The 21,191-nt window shown below is 38.9% G+C and carries 11 protein-coding genes; 4 read left to right on the top strand and 7 right to left on the bottom strand.

Features of this window, described 5'->3' with window-relative positions:
- Positions 1 to 137 precede the first annotated feature (137 nt).
- Together AACZ88_RS19445 and AACZ88_RS19440 are read left to right on the top strand one after the other, a co-directional pair.
- Positions 138 to 1,280 (top strand): response regulator, encoded by a 1,143-nt coding sequence (locus AACZ88_RS19445; RefSeq protein ID WP_339714029.1) that lies wholly within the window; start codon positions 138 to 140, stop codon positions 1,278 to 1,280.
- 710 nt (positions 1,281 to 1,990) lie between these two features.
- Positions 1,991 to 6,124 carry a two-component regulator propeller domain-containing protein gene (locus tag AACZ88_RS19440; protein WP_339714026.1) on the top strand — a complete coding sequence of 1,378 codons (4,134 nt, stop codon included), beginning with the start codon at positions 1,991 to 1,993 and terminating at the stop codon, positions 6,122 to 6,124.
- A 558-nt stretch (positions 6,125 to 6,682) separates the two neighbouring features.
- Here the strand turns inward: AACZ88_RS19440 and AACZ88_RS19435 are convergent.
- From AACZ88_RS19435 to AACZ88_RS19420, 4 genes are all read right to left on the bottom strand, one after another.
- Positions 6,683 to 9,994 (bottom strand): VCBS repeat-containing protein, encoded by a 3,312-nt coding sequence (locus tag AACZ88_RS19435; protein ID WP_339714023.1) that lies wholly within the window; start codon positions 9,992 to 9,994, stop codon positions 6,683 to 6,685.
- 126 nt (positions 9,995 to 10,120) lie between these two features.
- Positions 10,121 to 11,608, bottom strand: a complete 1,488-nt coding sequence (locus AACZ88_RS19430; RefSeq protein WP_339714021.1) for a RagB/SusD family nutrient uptake outer membrane protein — start codon at positions 11,606 to 11,608, stop codon at positions 10,121 to 10,123.
- Positions 11,609 to 11,617: 9 nt separating this feature from the next.
- Positions 11,618 to 14,644 carry a TonB-dependent receptor gene (locus AACZ88_RS19425; RefSeq protein ID WP_339714018.1) on the bottom strand — a complete coding sequence of 1,009 codons (3,027 nt, stop codon included), beginning with the start codon at positions 14,642 to 14,644 and terminating at the stop codon, positions 11,618 to 11,620.
- A gap of 541 nt (positions 14,645 to 15,185) precedes the next feature.
- The gene (locus AACZ88_RS19420; RefSeq protein WP_339714015.1) at positions 15,186 to 16,160 is read right to left on the bottom strand and encodes a YHYH protein; all 975 of its coding nucleotides are present in this window, start codon (positions 16,158 to 16,160) and stop codon (positions 15,186 to 15,188) included.
- A 379-nt stretch (positions 16,161 to 16,539) separates the two neighbouring features.
- Here AACZ88_RS19420 and AACZ88_RS19415 point away from each other — a divergent pair, with 379 nt between their 5' ends.
- Together AACZ88_RS19415 and AACZ88_RS19410 are read left to right on the top strand one after the other, a co-directional pair.
- A complete protein-coding gene (locus AACZ88_RS19415; RefSeq protein ID WP_339714013.1) occupies positions 16,540 to 17,556 on the top strand; it encodes a histidine kinase in 1,017 nt (338 codons plus the stop codon).
- Complete coding sequence (locus tag AACZ88_RS19410; protein WP_339714010.1) at positions 17,543 to 18,223, top strand: LytTR family DNA-binding domain-containing protein; 681 nt, start codon at positions 17,543 to 17,545, stop codon at positions 18,221 to 18,223. Before AACZ88_RS19415 ends, AACZ88_RS19410 begins: the two co-directional genes overlap by 14 nt.
- A gap of 33 nt (positions 18,224 to 18,256) precedes the next feature.
- Here AACZ88_RS19410 and AACZ88_RS19405 read toward each other — a convergent pair whose 3' ends face one another.
- Genes AACZ88_RS19405 through AACZ88_RS19395 form a run of 3 tightly spaced genes read right to left on the bottom strand, consistent with a single transcriptional unit; the run spans position 18,257 to position 21,173 of the window.
- Positions 18,257 to 18,547, bottom strand: a complete 291-nt coding sequence (locus AACZ88_RS19405; RefSeq protein WP_339714007.1) for a hypothetical protein — start codon at positions 18,545 to 18,547, stop codon at positions 18,257 to 18,259.
- A gap of 48 nt (positions 18,548 to 18,595) precedes the next feature.
- On the bottom strand, positions 18,596 to 19,852 hold the full coding sequence (locus AACZ88_RS19400) for a hypothetical protein (protein ID WP_339714004.1): 1,257 nt from the start codon (positions 19,850 to 19,852) through the stop codon (positions 18,596 to 18,598).
- Positions 19,833 to 21,173, bottom strand: a complete 1,341-nt coding sequence (locus AACZ88_RS19395) for a DUF4270 family protein (protein ID WP_339714001.1) — start codon at positions 21,171 to 21,173, stop codon at positions 19,833 to 19,835. The genes AACZ88_RS19400 and AACZ88_RS19395 overlap by 20 nt, the downstream gene beginning before the upstream one ends.
- Positions 21,174 to 21,191: the final 18 nt, after the last annotated feature.

Here is a 21,191-nt window from a genome sequence, read left to right as displayed (position 1 = left end):
TTAAAAAAATGGTATATCGGGGTTGTCTCGACAAAAAAAGCACAAACTTTAAAATAACTTGTATTAATTAGAAATCTTAGGAATAAAAGATACGTCCCAAAACCTTATCCTTTAAATTCTTAACCAAATTAAAAACTATGAAGATATTGGCCATTGATGATCAAAAATTAATACTGCTATCGGTCGAAAAAAAACTGTCGGAACTAGGTTATGAGGTAATGACCGCTAATTCAGGAGAAACCGGTATGTCGCTTTATGAAACCTTTGAACCAGATTTGGTCTTGGTCGATATTAACATGCCAGATATGTCTGGTTTAAAGGTTGTAGAATTTATTCGCCTAACAAAGAAATCCAAAACACCAGTATTGGTAATGTCAGGGAATACCAATGAACAGGTTATCATGGATGGTTTCACTTTAGGAATAGATGACTACATGAAAAAGCCTGTGAGTCTTGAAGAGATGGCTGCAAGAATTAAGCGTATTATTGGTGTGCCGGCAACGACAGTCAATACAACCGAGGAAAGAAATGAAGCACGTATGCTGCAGAAGAACGTGGTCGGCGTGGTTATTCCCTGTTATAATGAAGAGGATAGATTGCTGAGTGCCGAGTTTAAGCAGTTCGCCCATAAAAACCTAGGTTACCATTTGTGTTTGGTGAATGATGGAAGTACAGATAATACCTTGGCAGTTTTGGAAGAATTACAAAATGCGAACCCCAATAATATAAGTGTTTATAATTGTGAGATAAATGGGGGTAAGGCTGAAGCCGTACGCCAAGGCGTATTGCATTTGGTCAAAGACGAACAATTTGACTACATTGGATTTTTAGATGCTGATCTGTCTACGGATTTTAGAGATTTTGATGATTTGGTTAAGACCATTGAAAACTCTGATTTTAAAATTGTAAGCGGTTCTAGAATTAGTAGAATGGGAGCCAATATTACCAAAGAATCGGCACGAAAAATCATAAGTATGACCATTAACTTAATTATTCAGACCATATTAGGCATGCCATTTAAGGACACACAGTGTGGTGCTAAAATTATGGATAGGGAAATTGCTATGAATATGTTCAATGAAAAGTTCATCACAAAATGGCTATTCGATGTCGAAATTTTTATGAGGATGCGAAAATTTTATGGGAAAGAGCAGACCAAAAAATTAATTTGTGAGCAACCCTTAAAAAGATGGATACATGCTGATGGCTCTAAATTATCTATGAAAGATTCCGTTAAAATTGTTGGTCAGCTAGCTCAGATAGCCTACAGTTACAAATAACCTAAGTTTTCGTCTTGAATTGTTTCTCTTTGAAGCACTGGGAAAATTAATAGTTGTTGGTTCCTATGATGCCCGATATCAGGTACAAAGGGAATTTTAACGATTTATGGCCTTATAGATTTTGCATCTTTTTCTTCGTTTTAGAAGCTTTTATTAAAAAAGGTTAGAAAATAAAGTAAATAAGTGGCATCGCGCTACCATTTTACTTTCTTCAATTTTTTTTGTCAAAAGCCATTGTATTTTCGTATATGGTTACCGTATTTCATATTCTTTTGAATTCCCCAAGTAATAATCATAATCTTCCTTTCCTCTTATCTCTCTTGGTATTATATTAAAATTCCGTTTCATTGGGTATGTTCATTTTTTAGTGGATAATCTTATGTAGGGTGATGAAACTACAGCAGATATTCTTTAAGATATGTTTTGCGGTAATTAAACATTTTTGCCGTTGAAAACGGGAAGTAGTATTCTAAAATGTATGATTCTGCCATAAGAAAGTAGCATTCATGTTGCCCATGCTAGTAATTATGATGCATTTGAACAAGTATACTATTTTTTCTAATTATATTGATACTTTAGATCGATTTTGCCGTAAATGAATCTAAACGAACGGCTTAATGTTCGGGTTGTTTTTCAAAAACATTTTGATTGGTTTCAAAGCTTGAAAGAACAATTGTTTTCGTAAAGTGCTATTCTTTTTTAATGACATTATGAAAGTTGCCCTTATAATTAAAATTGGTATTTCCATTGTATTGCTAATCAGCAGTTATACAAATGCTCAAGATAGCCCTGAAGAATATACTTTCGTCAATATAGAGCAGAACAACACCCAAAGGGCGGTCTCAAGCATTGTGCAAGATAGCCTCGGATTAATATGGATGGGTACAAACGGGGTCGGGTTAAAAAAATATAACGGTATTGATTTCGTGTCATATAAGCAAGATTTCAATGAAGATAACTCGTTGAGTAGCTCTTTGATTTATGTTACGTATGTCGATAGATCAGATAGATTGTGGATCGGAACCAAAGCCGGGTTGAATTTATATGATCGCGATTACGACGAATTCAAACAGGTAGTGCTTTACAGAGATTCGGTAGCGCTAGAAAATGTGCCGATCAAGGCGATTCAAGAGAGCTCAAATGGTACATTGGTAATCGGCTCTCACTACAATGGCCTTTTCGAGGTGGATCCAGAAACTTTAAGAGGTTATAGCGTACCCATAATTACCAATACACGAATTTCTGATCTTGAAATAAATAGCTTGATAAAAAGTAGTACCGGCAAGTTATTGATGGGGGCCAATCAGGGCCTTTTTGAGTATGACGGTACAAAGGCTCATCCGGTTTTATCTATTTACGAGTCTTCCGATACCGATTTCTCCTATAATATCGAATCTATGTTGCAAGATGATGACGGTTCGATATGGATTGGCACATTTTCCAATGGCTTGATAAAAGTAGAGGTAACTGCCTTTAATTCCTATGAGGTACATAACTTTAGAATAACCGACCAACGAGTATTATCCCTTGCACAGGCTTCCGACGGCAATATTTTATGTGGTACTGAAAATGACGGGCTTTTCGTGTTGAAAAAAAATGGAACCCTCCGTAAAAATTATCGATACAGTAAATTTGACGCCAACAGTATAAAATCGAATTCTATTTGGTCAATATTTGTTGATACACAAAGTCGAATTTGGATAGGCTATTATAATAATGGTGTAGGCGTATACGACGGTCTTTCAGACAAATTTAAAGACATTGAGAGCCTCGCCAATATGAGCAATTCTTTGCAATTGCCGTCGGTTACCGGAATTGTAAAAGGAAAAAGTGGCCGCATATTCATCGGTATGGATGGCGGTGGTATTGATCTCTATGACCCCGTTAAGAAGAATATCGTACACCTAAAAAATTCGAAGAACAATATTCTATCGGGCTTAGACGCCGGAGACGTCGTAGCCCTTTTTATGGATAGCAAGGATAACCTGTGGGTGGGTACCTGGAACTCCGGAATTTTTTTTCTACCCAACAATACAGCCACTTTCATTAACTATACGGTGTCGAATACGAATTGTGGGTTAAGGTCGAACCGCATTATGAGTTTTTCGGAAGACTCGAGGGGAACTATCTGGATTGGCTCTTATGTTCAAGGGTTACATTCCTATAATCCGATCAATAAAAATTTCAGTCACCATAACAATGCAATATTCGAAGACCCCAGTCCTGGTCAAGGCGCTATGCGAAAAGTATTGGTCGATAAAAACGATACCATTTGGATGGGGACTACTGCAGGTCTTTATAAACTGTCGAGTGAATTAACAAAGCCCCAAAAAGTAATTTCACTAAAGGAAAGCATGCACCAAGATTTAGGGAATAAACTCGTGGTCGATGTGATTGTTTCATTATTTGAAGATAGTAAAGGATTGATGTGGATAGGAACGGATGGCGCCGGTCTCTGCAGATATGATCCAAACAACGAAAGTTTTGTTTGGTACGGTCAAAAAGACGGTCTAGGCCAAGAAACCATTGCGTCAATTTTGGAAGATGATAACGGAAACCTTTGGATGGCAGGTAACAATGGCCTTTCGCAGTTTGATAGGACAAGCCAGACTTTCAAGAACTTTGATATGAACGACGGTTTACTCTCGAACGATTTCAATTTTAATGCCGCCTATAAAGATGAAGATGGTGTTATATATTTCGGTAACTATGGGGGGATTAACTATGTAAATCCACGAAACATTAAATTAAATACAAATAAGCCCCAAGTCTATTTTACCGATTTTAAGCTTTTTAATAAATCTGTAGTTCCAAACCAAGAGCTATCTCCTTTAAAAAAGGTCATTGGCCAGACTGAAAGCCTTACTTTAAAACATCATCAATCTGTATTTACAATTGAATATGCAGGTATGAACCTTACCCGACCCAAGAAAAATCAATATGCATTTTATTTGGAAGGTTTTGAAAATAAATGGAATTATGTTGGCGAAACCAGAAGTGCTACCTATACCAATTTGCCCCCGGGTGATTATACCTTTAAAGTAAAAGCTGCAAATAACGATGGCGTTTGGAACGAAACCCCCCAAACTTTAGAATTGACGATACTACGTCCTTGGTGGGGCACTAATTTGGCAATATTTTTTTACGTGCTCGCCGTGGTATTGACGTCTTACTTTTTGACGAACCTGATCAAACAACGAATAAGGGAAAAACGCATCGTACAGTTTGAAAGAGATAGAAGAATTCAAGAAGAAACACTAAATGATAGAAAAATTCAGTTTTTCACCAATATCTCACATGAGTTTAGAACCCCATTGACACTTATTCTGAATCCTTTAGAAGATATTATGCACGATTCAGGAATTGTTTTGACAAAGACCATTCAAGAAAAATTACGAATTATACATAAGAATACAAGCAGACTAAAACGGTTGATAGATGAACTGATGGATTTCAGGAAACTTGAAATTAATAAGTTGTCAGTTAAAATTTCCGAAATCGAGGCGATATCTTTTGTAAAGGAAATCAGTGGTCATTTTGAGGAAGAGGCGATACTCAAAAACATTGTATTCGAAGTAGAATCAGACGAATTCCCTATCACGTTGTGGAGTGATCCATCTATGCTTGAAAAAATAATTTTCAACATACTTTCAAACGCATTTAAAATAACACCTGACCATGGAGCGATTACCGTGGGAATTATGAGGTGCAACCAAAAGGTGATTTTTCCTTTGATATATACAGATCAGCCTGTTCACGCTTTAGAAATTTATGTAGAAGATACCGGCAGCGGTATAAAGAAAGAGGAAATAGAAAAGGTTTTTGAGCGGTTCTATCAGGTCGAAAAAATGAATAGTCAGTACTATGGCGGAACAGGTATTGGTCTCGAAGTAGTTAAAAACTTTGTAGACCTTTTAAAGGGAAAGGTAGTGGTTGAAAGTGATGAGGCAATTGGTACAAAGTTCAGGGTTTTTTTGCCCTTGGGAAATGCTCATTTTCAAGCCAATGAATTGTTTTTGGGGCCAGAAGAGGAAAGTAAAGAGGTTTCCGTACCGGAATTTGAAGAAGAAATCATTCACCAAATATTGGGGTCAAATGGTCAAAAAACCTTGCTTATCGTTGAAGATAATACAGAATTACGGGATTACCTTAAGAACGAATTAAACCATGATTATATGATTATTGAAGCGGTTAATGGAGCTCAAGGATTAGAAGTGGCTACGAAAAGAATTCCAGATATGATTTTGACAGACGTCGTAATGCCTGAAATGGATGGATTTGAGTTTTGCAAACGTATTCGAGAGGATCTTAAGACAAGTCATATTCCGTTGTTGATGTTGACAGCAAAAGCAATGACCGATGATTGGGTAAAGGGCATAGATTCCGGGGCTGACGTTTACTTAAGCAAACCTTTTGAAATGAAGGTTTTAAAGGCACAACTCAAGCAAATTATCTCCAGTCGTCAAATTCTATTTAATAAATATTTCAAAGATTCTAACAACGTAAAAATACTTGGGAATACGACAAACCTAGATAAAAAGTTCATCAACAAGGTGTTGGACTATATATCAGCGAACATGTCTGATGAAAACCTCAATGTAGAACATTTAGCGGAAGAATTACATTTGAGCCGGAGTCAATTGTATCGAAAAATAAAAGCGCTGACGGGTTATTCCGCGAATGAGTTTTTACGTAGAATACGATTGGAGAAAGCGAAACAAATGATAGAGGCTGGCAATGAATCGATCAGTGAGGTATGCTTTAAAGTGGGTTTTTCATCACCTTCCTATTTTACGAAATGTTTTAAGGCACACTTTGGTGTATTGCCAACAGAGTTGAAATAATACGTGAATTTTTTTGATTAGAATTTAACCAAATTGAAACTTAAAAATTATGCTAAAAATATGGTACAGATGCCATGTTTAAATCATCGTTGGGCATAGAATATAATATACCGCTATTGTTTTAAAATCAGCTTCAAAAGAAGTTCAGATTGTAGCCATGAAGAGTGGTTTTTTATTCATAGGGGGAATTGAGCGGAATTTCGTTAAAGGATCGTGGGTTTATAAATATCAGGGTAGATGCTCCTTTCTTATGCTACAGGAAACGGGCATTACAGTGGTTATGTCATTAAGGAATACCCCATATGCCCTTTTCACGTGCGCTATACGTATTTTAGCTCTTATTAAGGCCTCTCACAGCATCCCATCTGTAAGTTAGAAAACAAATGGTATTTATGCTATCATGATCCAAGTTTGTCAAAAGGCGCCTCTTATTTAAGATAGTTCAAGGTTGCAGAAATCGCATATCGACCCGGTGAAGCCATCGAACTTTAAGTCTGTTTGAAGATTAACTTTCTATGTCAATTGGAATAAAGCGCCTTGGGTATTTTGCCCTATCATTTAATTCAGTTCAACAAATTGCATTGCATCGTTGTTCTTCGCTGCAACAACATAGGTCTTGTTATTATAGTCGATAGTAGCCAAATCTTTTACATCTCCAGGTACTAAAAATCCGCTTTCTGATGCGGGAACTGCCTTAAAACTACCTTTCCCGTTTCCTTTAAGAAAAAGACCATAGCTTGCATCGTTACGAGGGGTTTCTACTTCTGAAGCGTATAAGTTGCCGGCAATAAGCAGGTCTAAAAGACCGTCTTTGTCATAGTCATCCGCTAGAATTCCGTTTATGCTTGAAGTCTGTGCCTCGATGGGGAGTTCATGTACAATGAATCGACCATTTTTATTTTCCAAATAAACACTGGCAAATGACTTCACTTGGTAGTGCAGTGCCGATTTTAAAGACTTTTCGGAGTATACCTCAATTAGGGTTGCATCAGCAAAACTTTCATAGTCTTCAAACTTTTGTTTAATTGAAGGTATCTGCTGTGAAGAGCACGATCGGCCCCTCACCGGATATTGTTTCCCTTCATTGTAATAACTTAGAACGATATCTTCATTGCTGTCGTTATCAAAGTCATTAGCGAAAATATCGAAGGTTTCATTTTCATTGGCTTTGTATTTGTAATTCAAGCCGTTATTTCCCACCACATAATCCATATCACCATCTTGATCAAAATCACCTTGTTCGATGCTCCACCACCAACCCGTGGTATCCTTTGTCAATCCCATAGCCTCAGATACTTCTACAAAGCCCCTGTTCGTGTTTTTAAATATTCGAATGGGCATCCATTCCCCTACGACAATGATATCTAGCCGACCATCATTGTTGAAATCGGTAATAACAGCATCTGTGGCCATACCCAAATTTTCAAATTCAGGTGGTTGCATTTCCGCAGAAAAGTCAAATCGTACTTCATTTGCCCTACTATCATTTTTTAGAATGTAACTGGAGGCGGGTGATGGATAATTACCAGGAACCTGTCTACCGAGTACCAATAAATCTTCTTTGCCATTTTGGTCAAAATCGGCATGGTATACCTTTGAGCCACTTGTTTTCATTTCAGGCAAGGATGTCGAATCTGCCTTAGTGAAATTACCATTTCCGTCATTGAGGTAGAGCCTATCTTGAAGGGTCTTGGAATCTGGCTTGAATTCGTAACCACCACTTACCACATACAGGTCATTGTCTCCATCTCCGTCGGCATCGAAGAGCAGAGCCCCGGTGTCTTCGCTTAACTTGTCACCTTCTAAAAAGGGAGTAATTTGTTTTTCGAACCCATTGGAGAATTGAAAAAAAATACTTCCTGAAAAGTTGGCGGAACCTCCTATGAAATAATCATCAAGACCATCATTGTTCATGTCACCAATTGCGAGGGCAGGGCCAAAAGCCGACATTTTATGGGGCAATAGCACCTGTTTCTCAAAATCATTATAGTTGTTTTCTTGATGTTGATGTTCAGGGAAAATACCAGTCGCATCTAAAGCGAAAGATTTGGATTTATGGCTTGTTCGAATTTCACTGCCAACGGCCTCGGAATGTTTTAAAACTAAGGTTTGATTCGCTTCGATATTTTTAAGTTTTTGAACCTTGCCATCTGTCCAGACTACTTTTAAGCTATCAATTTTTTCCAACTTTGCCAGTCCAAAATGAAGTTCTGGAGCGACAGAAGATTGAAACCCCCTGGTTAGGGTAAGTTCTTGCATTTGTGAGTGGCCATTGGCACTCACATATACCCGATTGCCGAGACCGAATTTGTTCATGGATTCTCCTTCGAACTTGATGGTCAAGTAACGATTGTTTTCTGAGCTTTTGTTTTCAAAAACCGATGCGGGATCGTCAATATTACTTGTAATGATTTCAAGATCACCATCATTGTCAAGGTCAGCATAGACGACGCCGTTGGAAAAGCCTTTGAATTCGATGCCCCAAGTTTTGTTGGCCTGTTCGAATTCAAGATTCCCCTTATTCTTGAAAATGAAGTTATCAATTTTTTCAGAGGGAATTTTAAGGCTCAGTTGTAACAAGGTATCGGCACTAAGCTTTAAATTTTTGAGTTTGTTAAAGTAGTCATTGTTGTTGATTTCCCTTCGTGTGCCATTGGAAACGAATAAATCTTTGAGTCCATCATTATCGAAATCGGCAAATAGAGGGCCCCAGCTCCAATCGGTAGAGGAGGTTCCCGTTATTCTAGAAACGTTGGAAAAATGTGGAATATCATTTTCAAATACACCTGAATTCAACTGCATACAATTGTGCATGTATTGGTATCCAAATCCCGCATCTACGACATCCCAAAAAAGATCGATGTTCATACTCGCCATGTTGGCTTTCTGTCTTCTGTTGTTTTGTGCCGACATATCGACTTGAAAAATATCAAGGTTTCCATCGTCGTTGAAATCGGAAATGTCGGTACCCATTCCATAGAAAGCGGTATGTGAAGTAGCCTCTTTGATGACTTCGCTGAACGTGCCATCTTGATTGTTGAGGTACATGAAATCGGGAGAATTGAAGTCATTGGAAACATAAAGGTCGGGCCAAGAGTCATTGTTGAGGTCTCCTACCGTTGCACTTAATGATAAACCAAAAGCCCGCAAACCCGAGGTATTGGTCACATCGATAAAATGGTCTCCGTCGTTTTCGTACAAGTGACCTGTTTCATCATTTTTGACATTTTTCATCTTGTAAGCATAAACAAATGTCGGTGAGTCAAATTTAGTAGGAGGGTAGTTGGCTACAAAAAGATCAAGGTCGCCATCTTTGTCATAATCAAAGAAAGTGGCTTGAACACTATTGCCGATATCGTCTATGCCGTATAGGGCCGCTTTTTCGGAGAAAGTACCATCGCCGTTATTTAAATAGAGTTCGTTGTTCTTTGGGGCGAATTTTCCACCTACGGAACAATAAATATCCAAAAAACCATCACCGTTGATATCGGCCATAGTGACCCCGGTATACCAACGATTATCTCCCGCTACCCCAGCACTTTGGGTAATATCTTCGAATTGTAGACTGCCTTTATTTAAATATAGTTTGTTTGGAACTTGATTTCCGGTGAAATAAATATCTAGGAGCCCATCATTGTTTATATCACCGGTGGCAACTCCGCCGCCCATGTAAAGATAAGAATAGGTGAAATAGTTCAGGCTATCGTTCTCTATCAGGTTGTTGGCGAAATCGATTCCCGTTTCAGATGAACTCAAAGCGGAGAATATTTTAGTATCCTCTTTTTGCTGTACTTTTTTTGGGGAACAATTGCTCAGGAGCATCAACCCGATGGAATATAAATAGATTTTATAGATTAGGCTTATTTTCATGATATGTGGTAGACTTTCAATTCATAATTTACAGCTTTTGAACGAAACAGAAGAAAAAAACAGTGTGTCGCGTAACACACTGTTTTTACAACTGCGACTAACTCAATCTAAATGGTTTTTACGTTATTAATATCCGGAGTTCTGATCAGCGGAACTAATATTGATGTTTGAATCTATTTCTCCTTGTGGTATGGGTAGAAGCTCGTGCTTTCCGGCTTGGAAATTTGTTCCTGCGAGTTCAGTTGTGGCAATGCCCCAACGAATTATGTCGTTGAACCTTGATTGTTCACCGGCAAGTTCAACTTTTCTTTCGTGAACCAGGGCATCAAAAACTTGATCTTTAGACATTCCTGTTGCTAAATCATCTAAGCCGGCTCTCTCACGCACTTGGTTGATATAGCCGATTGCCACATCTTGGCTTCCACCCGTTCTCATGCTTTCACATTCGGCCATCATCAAAAGTACATCGGCATACCTTAGGTATTTGAAATTAATACCGGAGGTTTGATCTTCATTGGCGTCTTTGTAATAATTACAATATTTCGACCACCCTGCGTTTCCGCCGCCATTACTTGGAAAGTGATCGACAACCAGTGAACCACCGGGACCAAAAGTATCGCCGTTGATATAGAAAGTTTGTTCAAATCGAATATCATTAGGCTCATATTCATTTAAAAGATCATCGGAAGGAAATACATTGAACCAATCGTTGAAGCCATATTCCTGACCTCTAAAAGTAGCCTCGTTGGGTCCTTGTCCACTACGATCTGAATTCCATTGTGCACTTGTGCCAAAGTCATCGTCATATTCAATTTCAAAAATCGACTCAACGCCATGCTCCGTTTCCTCCATAAAATTGTCAAAATAATTGTCTTCGAGCTCATACCCGCTCAAGGCATTGAATTGTACAAGGGCTTCATCGTATTGTTTCAAAAACAAATAAACCTTGCCTAATAAAGCTTGTGCGGCACCTTTGGTGGCACGCCCGTTCTCTTCATCACCTTTTGCCAACAATACGGGAATGGCTTCCTGTAAATCTTTAATTATCTGGGCATAAATCTCGGAACTCGTATTTTTAGGAAGTCCTACTCCATCATCGGGTGGTAGTGTCGTGATCAAAGGGGCATCGCCATATCTGGTAACAATTAAGAAATAAAAGAGCGCCCTAAGGAATTTTGCTTCGCCAATGGCCTTTTGTTTTAAGTCGTCGCTCATAACAGATGGCAATATGGCATTGATTTTATCTGAGTTCTCAACTACAAAATTAGCTTTGTTAATACCTCTGTAACAACTTTCCCAATAGGCTCCAATTGCACCGTGACTTGCATCAAAGGAAAAATCAAGGTATTGTCGTTTGTCGGCTTCTAGCTGCGGATTTCCTCCATTTTCATGGGCCATGTTGTCCATCATAAAAAACATATGACGGCTGTATAGGCCCCGAGTTTGTAAATTCGAGTAAACGGCATTTACCGCCGACTGTACTTGCGTCTGATTCTGAAGAAAGGTATCCGGTGAAAGTTCATTGGGGTTCGTGAGTTCCAAAGAATCTTCATTACAGGATACGGTGAGGCCTATAATGGCCAGAATCGTTAAAATTATTTTATTTTTTTTCATGATATTTTTTTAGAATGATAGTTGGACTCCAAGTATGATTGATTTAGGCTGAGGGTAGTTACCTCTATCGATTCCCAATTCATACTGCCTATTTCCACCATCATTGGTTAATGGGTTGCCTATCTCGGGATCTAAACCTGAATAATCTGACAAGGTTATTAAGTTCTGACCACTTAGGTAAATTCTACATTTTGAGAAATATTGATCAAATGACGTATTGTCAAGGGTATACCCCAGCGTGATATTCTTTAATCGGGTATAGGATCCATCTTCTACAAAACGATCGGATATGGAATTGAAATTCTGATCGGAACCACCTGCTCTTGGAACCGAATTGGATGTTCCGGGGCCTGTCCATCTATTTAATACATTGGTACCCGCATTGAATAAACGTGGCATGCCTTCAAGATCATAAATATTGGTGTTGTAAACATCGACTCCGGCAACACCTGATATGAATAAATTGATATCCAATTGCTTATACTTGGCATCTAAATTAAGGCCGTAGGTAACGTCGGGATAGGGATTTCCGATTTTAACACGATCATCGGCATTTATTTGTCCGTCAATGTTTTGATCTACAAAGCGAATATCGCCGGGGTTTACAGCAAACTCACCTTCGTCATTGGGTGTTTGATTCAGAACAGCATCAACTTCTGCTGTAGTTTGGTAAATACCATCGGTTTCATAGCCAAAGAAAAAGAATAGCGGCTCTCCCACTTCAATACGTGAAATATCTTGCGCCTCAAAAGTACCACCAGACAGTGATTCGTTCGCCCCCAATGACTTGACTTCGTTGCTTGAAGTACCGACATTTAGGTTGGCAGACCATGTAAAGTCTCCCTCATAATCATTATAGCCCAAATTAAATTCAAAACCTTTTGTGTCGACCGATCCGACATTTTCGGTTACAGACCCTGAGTTTATTCCTAAAGATCCCGGTAAGGGACGACTCATTAAGAGGTCGTCACTCGAATTGTTGAAGTATTCGACCGCACCTGTTAGTTTCCCGTTAAAAAGTTCAAAGTCTAAACCAATATTTTTCATGGTGGTTTCCTCCCATTTCAAATCGGGATTGGCCAGACCGCCGGGGGTGGTTCCTGTTGCTAAACTACCTCCTATAGGATAAAAGAAATCGGACAGTAATGTTGCACTATATTGATAATCCCCAATTCTATCATTCCCCGTGATACCCCAGCTACCTCTTAATTTTAAGGTGTTAAAGGCAGAATCTTTTAAGAAACTCTCTTGTGCAATGTTCCAGCCAACGGCTATCGAAGGAAAAGTACCCCATCTATTGTTCGATCCAAAGCGGGAGGAAGCATCACGCCTAAGGGATGCGGCAAAAATATATTTTTGATCGAAATTATAGTTTACCCTTCCTAAATAACCGATTCGGTTGTATTCAAAAGATTGCGACTGTAAAAAAGACTGTTCGTTCGAAACTTGATTTAATTCGTTTGTAATCGGATTTTGACTATTTGAATTCAATATTTCGTCTATCGTTTCTTGTTTTTCCGCAAGAATCAATACCTCTAAGTTATGAAGGTCATTAAAGGTGGTAGCATAGTTTAGGCTGTTTGTTACCGTTATTGATTTTCTCAATGTTGAATTTTTGGTAATAGCGGCAAAAGTTGAACTGTGGGTTGCTCCTTCGCTATCATCATTGTATGAAGGTCTGAATATATTGGTGTTTGAATTTCTGTACTCCAAACCGACTTGACTTTTGAATTTCAAATCTTTTAGTATTTCAAGCTCACCAAAAAGACTTCCTATGATGGCAGCCGATTTGTTGATGTGTTCGCCCAATGTTTGAACACGAATCGGGTTTTCGGCATCCTGTCCGTCTAAACCACTACTGGGACCTTGGAAACCTCCTAGGTTATCTGGGTTATTAATTGGTAAATACGGGGGTATTTTAATCGCATGTTCCAATAAAGACCTTGCCCCTAAGTTTCTTTCTGGATTTTGTTTGTTGAACGATACGGACATGGTTTCCCCAAAATTGAATTTACCCACTGTAAAATTACTATTGGCCCGAAATGAAAATCTCTCGAAACCGGTCTCTATAATGGCACCTTCTTGGTCCATATACCCTGCCGAAAATCTAAAATCACTATTTTCTCCACCCCCAGAAATGCCCAAGTCAACTTTTTGCATGATACCTGTACGAAAAAGGGCATCTTGAAAATCAGTATCATTTCTAGAAGCGGAAAGGGGAGAGGTAGGTACGACACCAAAAGCGTCGTTGGCGAATGCTAAATACTGTTCGGTATTTAGCACATCGAATCGTTGATTCGCAAATTGAATTCCGGTATATGCATCTACATTAATCGTAGTTTTGCCCGACCTTCTGCCTTTTTTTGTAGTGACCATCACGACGCCATTCGAACCAAGAGACCCATAAATAGCGGTTGTAGAAGCGTCTTTAAGAATATTTATCGACTCGATATCGTTTGGGTTTAAATCTCCTAGACCACCTGCGATTACACCGTCAATTACGTATAAAGGGTCGTTATTGTTCATGGTTCCCAAGCCCCTGATTCGAACAACAGGTGCTGTACCTGGAGAGCCTGAGTTGAGAACGGTTACTCCGGCTGCCCTGCCTTGCAAGGCTTGGTCGGCCGATGCTACGGGTAACGCCGATAGCTCGTCTGCGCCTACGGTAGAAATTGCCCCTGTAACCTCGGCCCTTGATTGCGTACCATAACCAACTACAACAACTTCGTCAAGTGCTTCTGCATCTTCTTGAAGATTTACATTGATGGTAGTTTGATTGCCCACTGAAACGATTTGGGTGGTCATTCCTATATAGGAGAATACCAACTGATCAGATGGACTAATATTTGAAAGGGAATAATTGCCGTCGAAATCGGTTGTCGTTCCATTTGTGGAACCTGAAACTATAATGGTGGCACCGGGTAATGGGGCTCCCTTCGCATCGGAGACCATTCCCGTTATGGTACTGGTTTGTGAGAATGCATTTTGCCCTAATAAGGAGAGCAATGCAATACAGACAATTTTGAGTTTAATCATAATCAGTGGTTTTTAGTTAGTTTACGTGTTCTATACATGCACTTATAAATACGGGGAAAGTACATCAGAACAAATATATGCGCAGCGCAATGAGGTTAATAAAAGAAATGAAGCAAACTATGAGAATCATGTTGCATCAGTGCTTCAAATTTAGTTATATGTGAATTTTGTGGGTGAAATACTGTGAATATGTAAATTATGTGTGGCGCAAAAAAGTGAATATGAAAATTTACCGACACCGTACCCTAATTATATTTTGCCAATTTCAATATTTCAAATTTCATGCAAAAGGGTCGATAAAACAGCGGTTGGGAATACAATGAGGTGAAGAAGGGAAGGGGGTAATACACAAAAGGTTCGTACAAATCAGGAATGAGATGAACGAACCTTTTCAAACCAATAAAGGTTTTGCTTCTAGCCTTTAATTACAGCTGCTTGCCGTTTAATCGAGCGATATAATTGGTACTTGCTAGATCAGAACCGAAAATAGGTTTGTACTATATTTGACAGTTGTGATATAACAGCTTTAATAGTGGCACCGTTAACCATTAGGTGGTCTATTTGTTGGTCTTTTCCCAGGGTGACCACCTCCCGGGGCATTCGGGCGTCTACCTCCTGGTGGCGGACCTCTTCTCTCAGATTCGGTAAACTCGCCCATTAGGCAGCGACCAACATAGGGATAGGCATTTGTGACCAAGTAGATATATTCGCCGTTTAGCTCGGTGCCATTGCATTCATCTAAATCGCCGGATCCTTTTACATATTCCCAATCGGAAAGAAAAGTTCCGTCTTGTTCGGTGTGGTCGATATCAACATCAATACTGACCTTTGGATTGGAATATGTGCAATCAGTACCTGAACGATTATCATCTACTATTCGATAACTCGGTTTATATGCGTTACTTTTTGAATAATAGATGGGGAAACCATCGTGGGCAAAACCAACATGCACTAAATCTTCTTGATTGTCAAAAGTTTCGATAACACCTGTCGGTGTACCATGATAATGGTAGGCTCCATTAGGTTGCACATGGGCATTGTTAAAATCAAGACCGAGATCGATTAAATCTTGAAAGGCTTCGACCCGATAATTTTCGCCACTTTCACAAACCACGACTTCAGCTGTTCCTGGTTCAAATTTTACTCCGTTTAAGGCAACGCCCGGTTCCCTGACCCATTTTGATTTACCCGTATAAACAGGCTTTGTAGAAAATACATACGTTCTGTCTTGCGCGCTAATCGTATTTGGGTTTCCTTGATTGGGAAACGCTCCGGTTTTATGATTGGGAATAGCGTTGGTGACCATGGTGCGTTTATCACCTTGAACCGTTACTGTCGTTTTTGTGCCAAAATTCTCATCATTTAAGGTATATGAACCAAAATAGTCACTATGATCATGAGTTATTTCCAACTTTGAAAACTCGTCATGATTATGGGCTATTTTTTTCTTTTGACCCGTGCATCCACAAAGTAGACCGACAACAATAACCACTAAAGCAATATTGAATTTTTTCATTGTGTATTATTTAAGTTAAAACGGCTCGACTTACTCTTTATATTACTGGTCTTCATCTTTGTGCATTTGCCCTACTATTTTTTCGAGCGAAGGCGGTTTTTGATCCTCTCTACAGTTTTGTGACGATTATGCATAGCCCTTAAAACTGAAGAACGAGGCAATTAAGATAAGTTTTAGTCCTGTCAAACTTGTTTTTTTATCCTGAGCTTTCTTTTGGACTACAAAGATGGACTTTGGATAAATGTCAAATGACCTTTTTAAGTGAATGATGGCAGGTTTTCGGTAAATGGGGTGCCTCAGTCTGTAAAGTCTTGTTTTCGCAGTGATAACAGCGGTGTTTTGGAGGTTTCAATGAATATTATTTCCTTTAATTTGCAATATGAACAGATCGAAACGATATTTTTTTCAAGTATTTTTGTGGGCCGCTATTTGGAGCGTAGGTTGGTTGGTTTTAGATGGCGATTTTCAATTTGTAAGACAGAATCTGGTTTCTTATCTTCTACAGGTTCTGGTTGTAGCGGTACTGGTCTATTATACGGCGCCGGTGCTACTTTTGAAGAAAAAATACACGTACTTCATTTTAGTATCCCTAGTACTTCTTTTGGTCTGTTCAGCAGTAAGTTCACAAATCTTTCAGGGACCCCCACCGCGAAGAGGGGCCTTACCCAATATGAGGGTGCAACCCCCACCGCGGTTTTTAATAGAATTTTTGCTGTTGACAATTGCTTATGTACTTGCAACGATTGTTGAGACTTTTCTGTTTGCACAAAAGCAGGAAGAAGAGACAATTCGAAATAAAAATGAAAACTTGCAGACCGAACTTAAACTATTGAAATCGCAGATAAATCCACATTTTTTATTCAATTCTTTAAACAATATTTATGCACTTTCGGTTATAGATTCGAATAAGACGCAACAGAGTATCAGTTCGTTGTCAGATATGCTGAGGTATGTGCTTTATGAATGTGATCGCCCTTTTGTACCACTACATAAGGAAATTGATTATATCGAAAATTATTTGAATTTGTTCTGTCTAAAAAGTAGTAAAGTGTTTCCTATTACGACAGATTTCACGGTTCTTGATAGAAATGTAAACATAGCCCCAATGCTATTGATTCCCTTTGTGGAAAATGCGTTAAAGCATGGGAATCTCGAAAAAATCAATAATGTTTTCTTAACGATAAGTGTCTATTCCGATTCGGAGGAAATCAAATTCGAAATAGTGAATAGCGTACCTGAAGCAGTTTTAAACAAAGATAAAGTAGGGGGCATCGGATTGGAGAATGTCAAAAAAAGGCTAACCCTGCTTTATCCGAAGCGTCATGAACTAATTATTAATAACAAATCGACTACTTTTGAAGTTAAACTACATTTAAATTTAGATGGAGAAGATTAAGTGTTTAGTCGTCGATGATGAAGAGTTGGCCAGAAATCTGTTGGAAGCTTATATAGGGCGAATAGACTTCTTAAGCTGTGCCGGTTCCGTCGAAAGCCCCTTGGAAGCTATGCAGGTAATGCGTGAAATCAGCATAGATTTGCTTTTTCTCGACATTCAGATGCCAGAAATTAAAGGAACGGATTTTGCCAAAATGATAGCTCCGACGACACAGGTTATTTTCACCACAGCCTATTCTGAATATGCTGTCGAAGGATTTGAGTTGAATGCACTCGATTATCTTTTAAAGCCCATTACCTTCGAACGTTTTTTGAAGTCGGTCTCCAAAATCAAACCGGAGGCCAAATTTCCTGTTCAAGAGGGTACCATAACCGTGAAGTCGGGTTATGATCTTCATAAATTAAAGTATGCCGACATTCTATATATCGAAAGTGATAGCGAGTACGTAATTTATTATTCTGCCGAAGGAAAGTTGATGAGCAACCAATCACTAAAATCGTTGGAGAATGTGCTGCCGAAAGATAATTTTATGAGGGTACATCGCTCTTATATTATTAACAAGAAGAAGGTGTCGGCCTTAAAGGGAAGGGATTTAATTATTGGTAATGTTAGTATACCCGTAAGTGCTCGCTATTTTGATTTAGTTAGGCAAGAACTGTTTGAATAGGTATGTGGCGGCATTTGGCGGGTATTTACTCCATCACTTTCTTTCCTCTTCTTCAGCAGAATCGCCGCTGATTATTTGTAATTCCTTTAATGTAATGGTCATACTCTTATCTGTGTCGATAAGTTCGAAATCGGCATAAATAAGACTTTTCCTAGCTTTTTTTGCCTCGTCTTTACTGATCACGCCATCATGATCGGTATCTAACCGTTTAAATATTTTGTATGTGGCATTGTTTTGATGCTTTTTTTTCTCTTGTGAATAGAGGCTGGTCATAGCTAACAAGCTCAAAATAAAAATACTTTTTTTTAGAAGGCTTTTTCCCATTAATGATGTGTTTGAAATTTGGTGTTTTTTTCGTTCTTTTTAAGAATATCAATTGATTTTTCTTTTCCTGAACCATAAATCTTCCAAGCTCAGATTCAGGGTGAGCAAATGGTAATCTTCTTTCACCAAAACGTTTTGAATTTGACCCTTAGAACCGTAGCTGTAGGATAGGTTCAGTAGTGAGTTGGTGCCAGTACTGAGAGGAATTCCTATACCCGTGGTCAGGTTAAAACCATTTACCCTAGTGTTTCCGATGGCCAAATAGCCATTGTCGTAGTTAAATCCGGCTCGATATCGAATGCGATGTGATAGTTTGTAGCTATCTCGACTTCTTATGTATTCTAGACCGAAGGCATAGATGTCTTGATCGACATAGCTACCCAAGTTCTCGCTTTGCTCGGTAGTGCCCCAATAGTTCTTTTTGTAATCTGCACTTAAGGTTAGCGATTTGTACAGTGTGCCACTTAGGCCAATACCGACTTCCAAGGGCATGGTGAAGCTTGAAGCATCGGCCGTGGTGTTATCTTCAACAATAATGTCGACGCCGTCAAGATTCTTGGTCGCATAGCGCTCTAAAGTTCCTTCTAGCACTGTAGGGAATTGAAGGGTACTACCAATGGTCATGTTTTCTAAAAGGTCGTATTGAAGTCCGAAACCAAGACGAATACCTCTATAGTTGGTAGTTTCAGTTGATTGAAAATAGCTGCTGGTAATTTGAAAGTCTTCATTTTCTTCGATACTTCCGAATAAAAAAGAGGTTGATAAACCAAGACGTAAATTATCGACAATTTCATACCCTAGGTTCAAGCGTAAATCACTCAATCCTCCAACGCCCGCAACATTACTTTCGAAGAATTCCGTAGTTCCTTCTATATTACTTTGTATACCTACCAATGTATACCCGACATCGCTGTATGGAACCATTGTAATACCGGCTCCCAGACCTTCTGTTATTCTAAAGGCAAAAGCAAAATTTGAAAAGTTTAGGCTAGTGCGTCCTTCCGATGTGCCGGCATTACTATAGTTGTTGTATTCACTGGTTACACCTATATCATAAAAAAAGGAGTTCTGTGGGACTAAGGCAAAATTGGCCGGGTTGAGGTTATTGATTTCCGTTTCTGTTTTTAGGCCGATTCCCGTATATCCCAAACCATTGGATCTTCCAATACTAGTCTGATTTATAACACCTAAGCCGTAAAGGGAATAGGGCGAACTGGTCAATCCTTCAGATTGTGCCCGAACGAATGTTGATATTGAAATTAGACCTGAAATAAATAGTAAGATTTTAGTTTTCAACTTCATCATAAATAGAATAGGTAAGTTCTAAAGTGGTACTGTAATCTGAACTGTTGTTTCCGTTAAGTATAAAGCGGTCGACCGTGCTATTGTAATTGTCTGGCAATAGTACTAGGGCTTCACCTGTGTATCTTTCGGTTACTAACAGCTTTTCGATATAACTGCTTAATGACAGTTCATAATAAATGTCGTTGAATTCTTGATTGTCCCGATTTAAAACGGCGATGTAAGATAGCTGTTCTGTCAGGTCGTTGTTTACATCGACGAGATAGACCGATAAGCTATCTCTCAAAATCAAATGATCATCAAAACTTTGAGCTGTAGGTTTTAATTTTAAAACGGCATTTAAAATAGTGCCTTCACCAGGTATGTCGTAAATACTTTTGATGTGCGGAAATTGAATTCGAGTGGCAATCCCTACACCTGACTGTATAAAACTTCGGTCTTCGGCATTAGCGCTTTTAAGTTCAATTTCTTTATCGGTAAGTGTTTTTAAATATTCGTTGGGGTCTTCAGTCGTTATTTGGTTGAAAAACGGGGTGGGCGAACTCGTGGTGTTAATCGTAAAATCGATATAATTCGATAAACGTTCAGTTTCCCCTGCAGTGCTAAAATAAAGACGCATATAGCTATTTTCAGCTGCCAATGAAAAACCAATGATAGATCCATCGTCGGTTTCCCCGGGCAATAATGCCATGCCCTTAAAATGAACATTGAATTCGGCAAGGTTTGTAATCGATTTTTCCTGAAACTCCTTGAAAATATCAATTCCGAGACTGTCGGAAAGCCTGATTTCCAAAGAGTCGGAGCTTATAGGTCTGGGGGTATATGACAAAGTTCCGAGATCTTCTTCCTTATAGGTAAAACTACCCGTATTGTAAAGGTCATCTCCATTGTAGGCTTTCACGGCTTCATTAAGTTCCTTGATTTGAATGGTGTTTTGTTTCAGGGTGTCGTTGTAATAGTATTTGTCGAGTTTTAAATACATCGCAATACTATCGAATTCTGCTTCTGAATCTATAGTATATGTCGTAGGCAAGAGTTCAAAGTAGCTTGCAGAGCGCACGGTACCGAATTCGGGATCGACATATTTGCCTACCAAAACTCGTGACGATTGCGAGGTTATAAGACTGTCAAATTTGACGGTCGATGTTTCTACGGTAATGGTGTCAATTTGTATGACCCTAATGTTACTTTCTGTAAAGACTTCCCCAGCTACGAATTCAGAACTATCTATGGCATCTTCGTCGCAGGCAGCAAACACCATTGGAAACAGGATGATAATAGAAGGTAGCAATCGGAGGACTTTATGTATGGTTTCCCTTTTCATATTTCGTTGATTTGAATC

The sequence above is a fragment of the uncultured Kriegella sp. genome, assembly GCF_963975415.1.
GTDB lineage: Bacteria > Bacteroidota > Bacteroidia > Flavobacteriales > Flavobacteriaceae > Kriegella.
The sequence above is the reverse complement of the archived record's forward strand: the minus strand, read 5'-3'. Positions and strand labels throughout refer to the sequence as shown.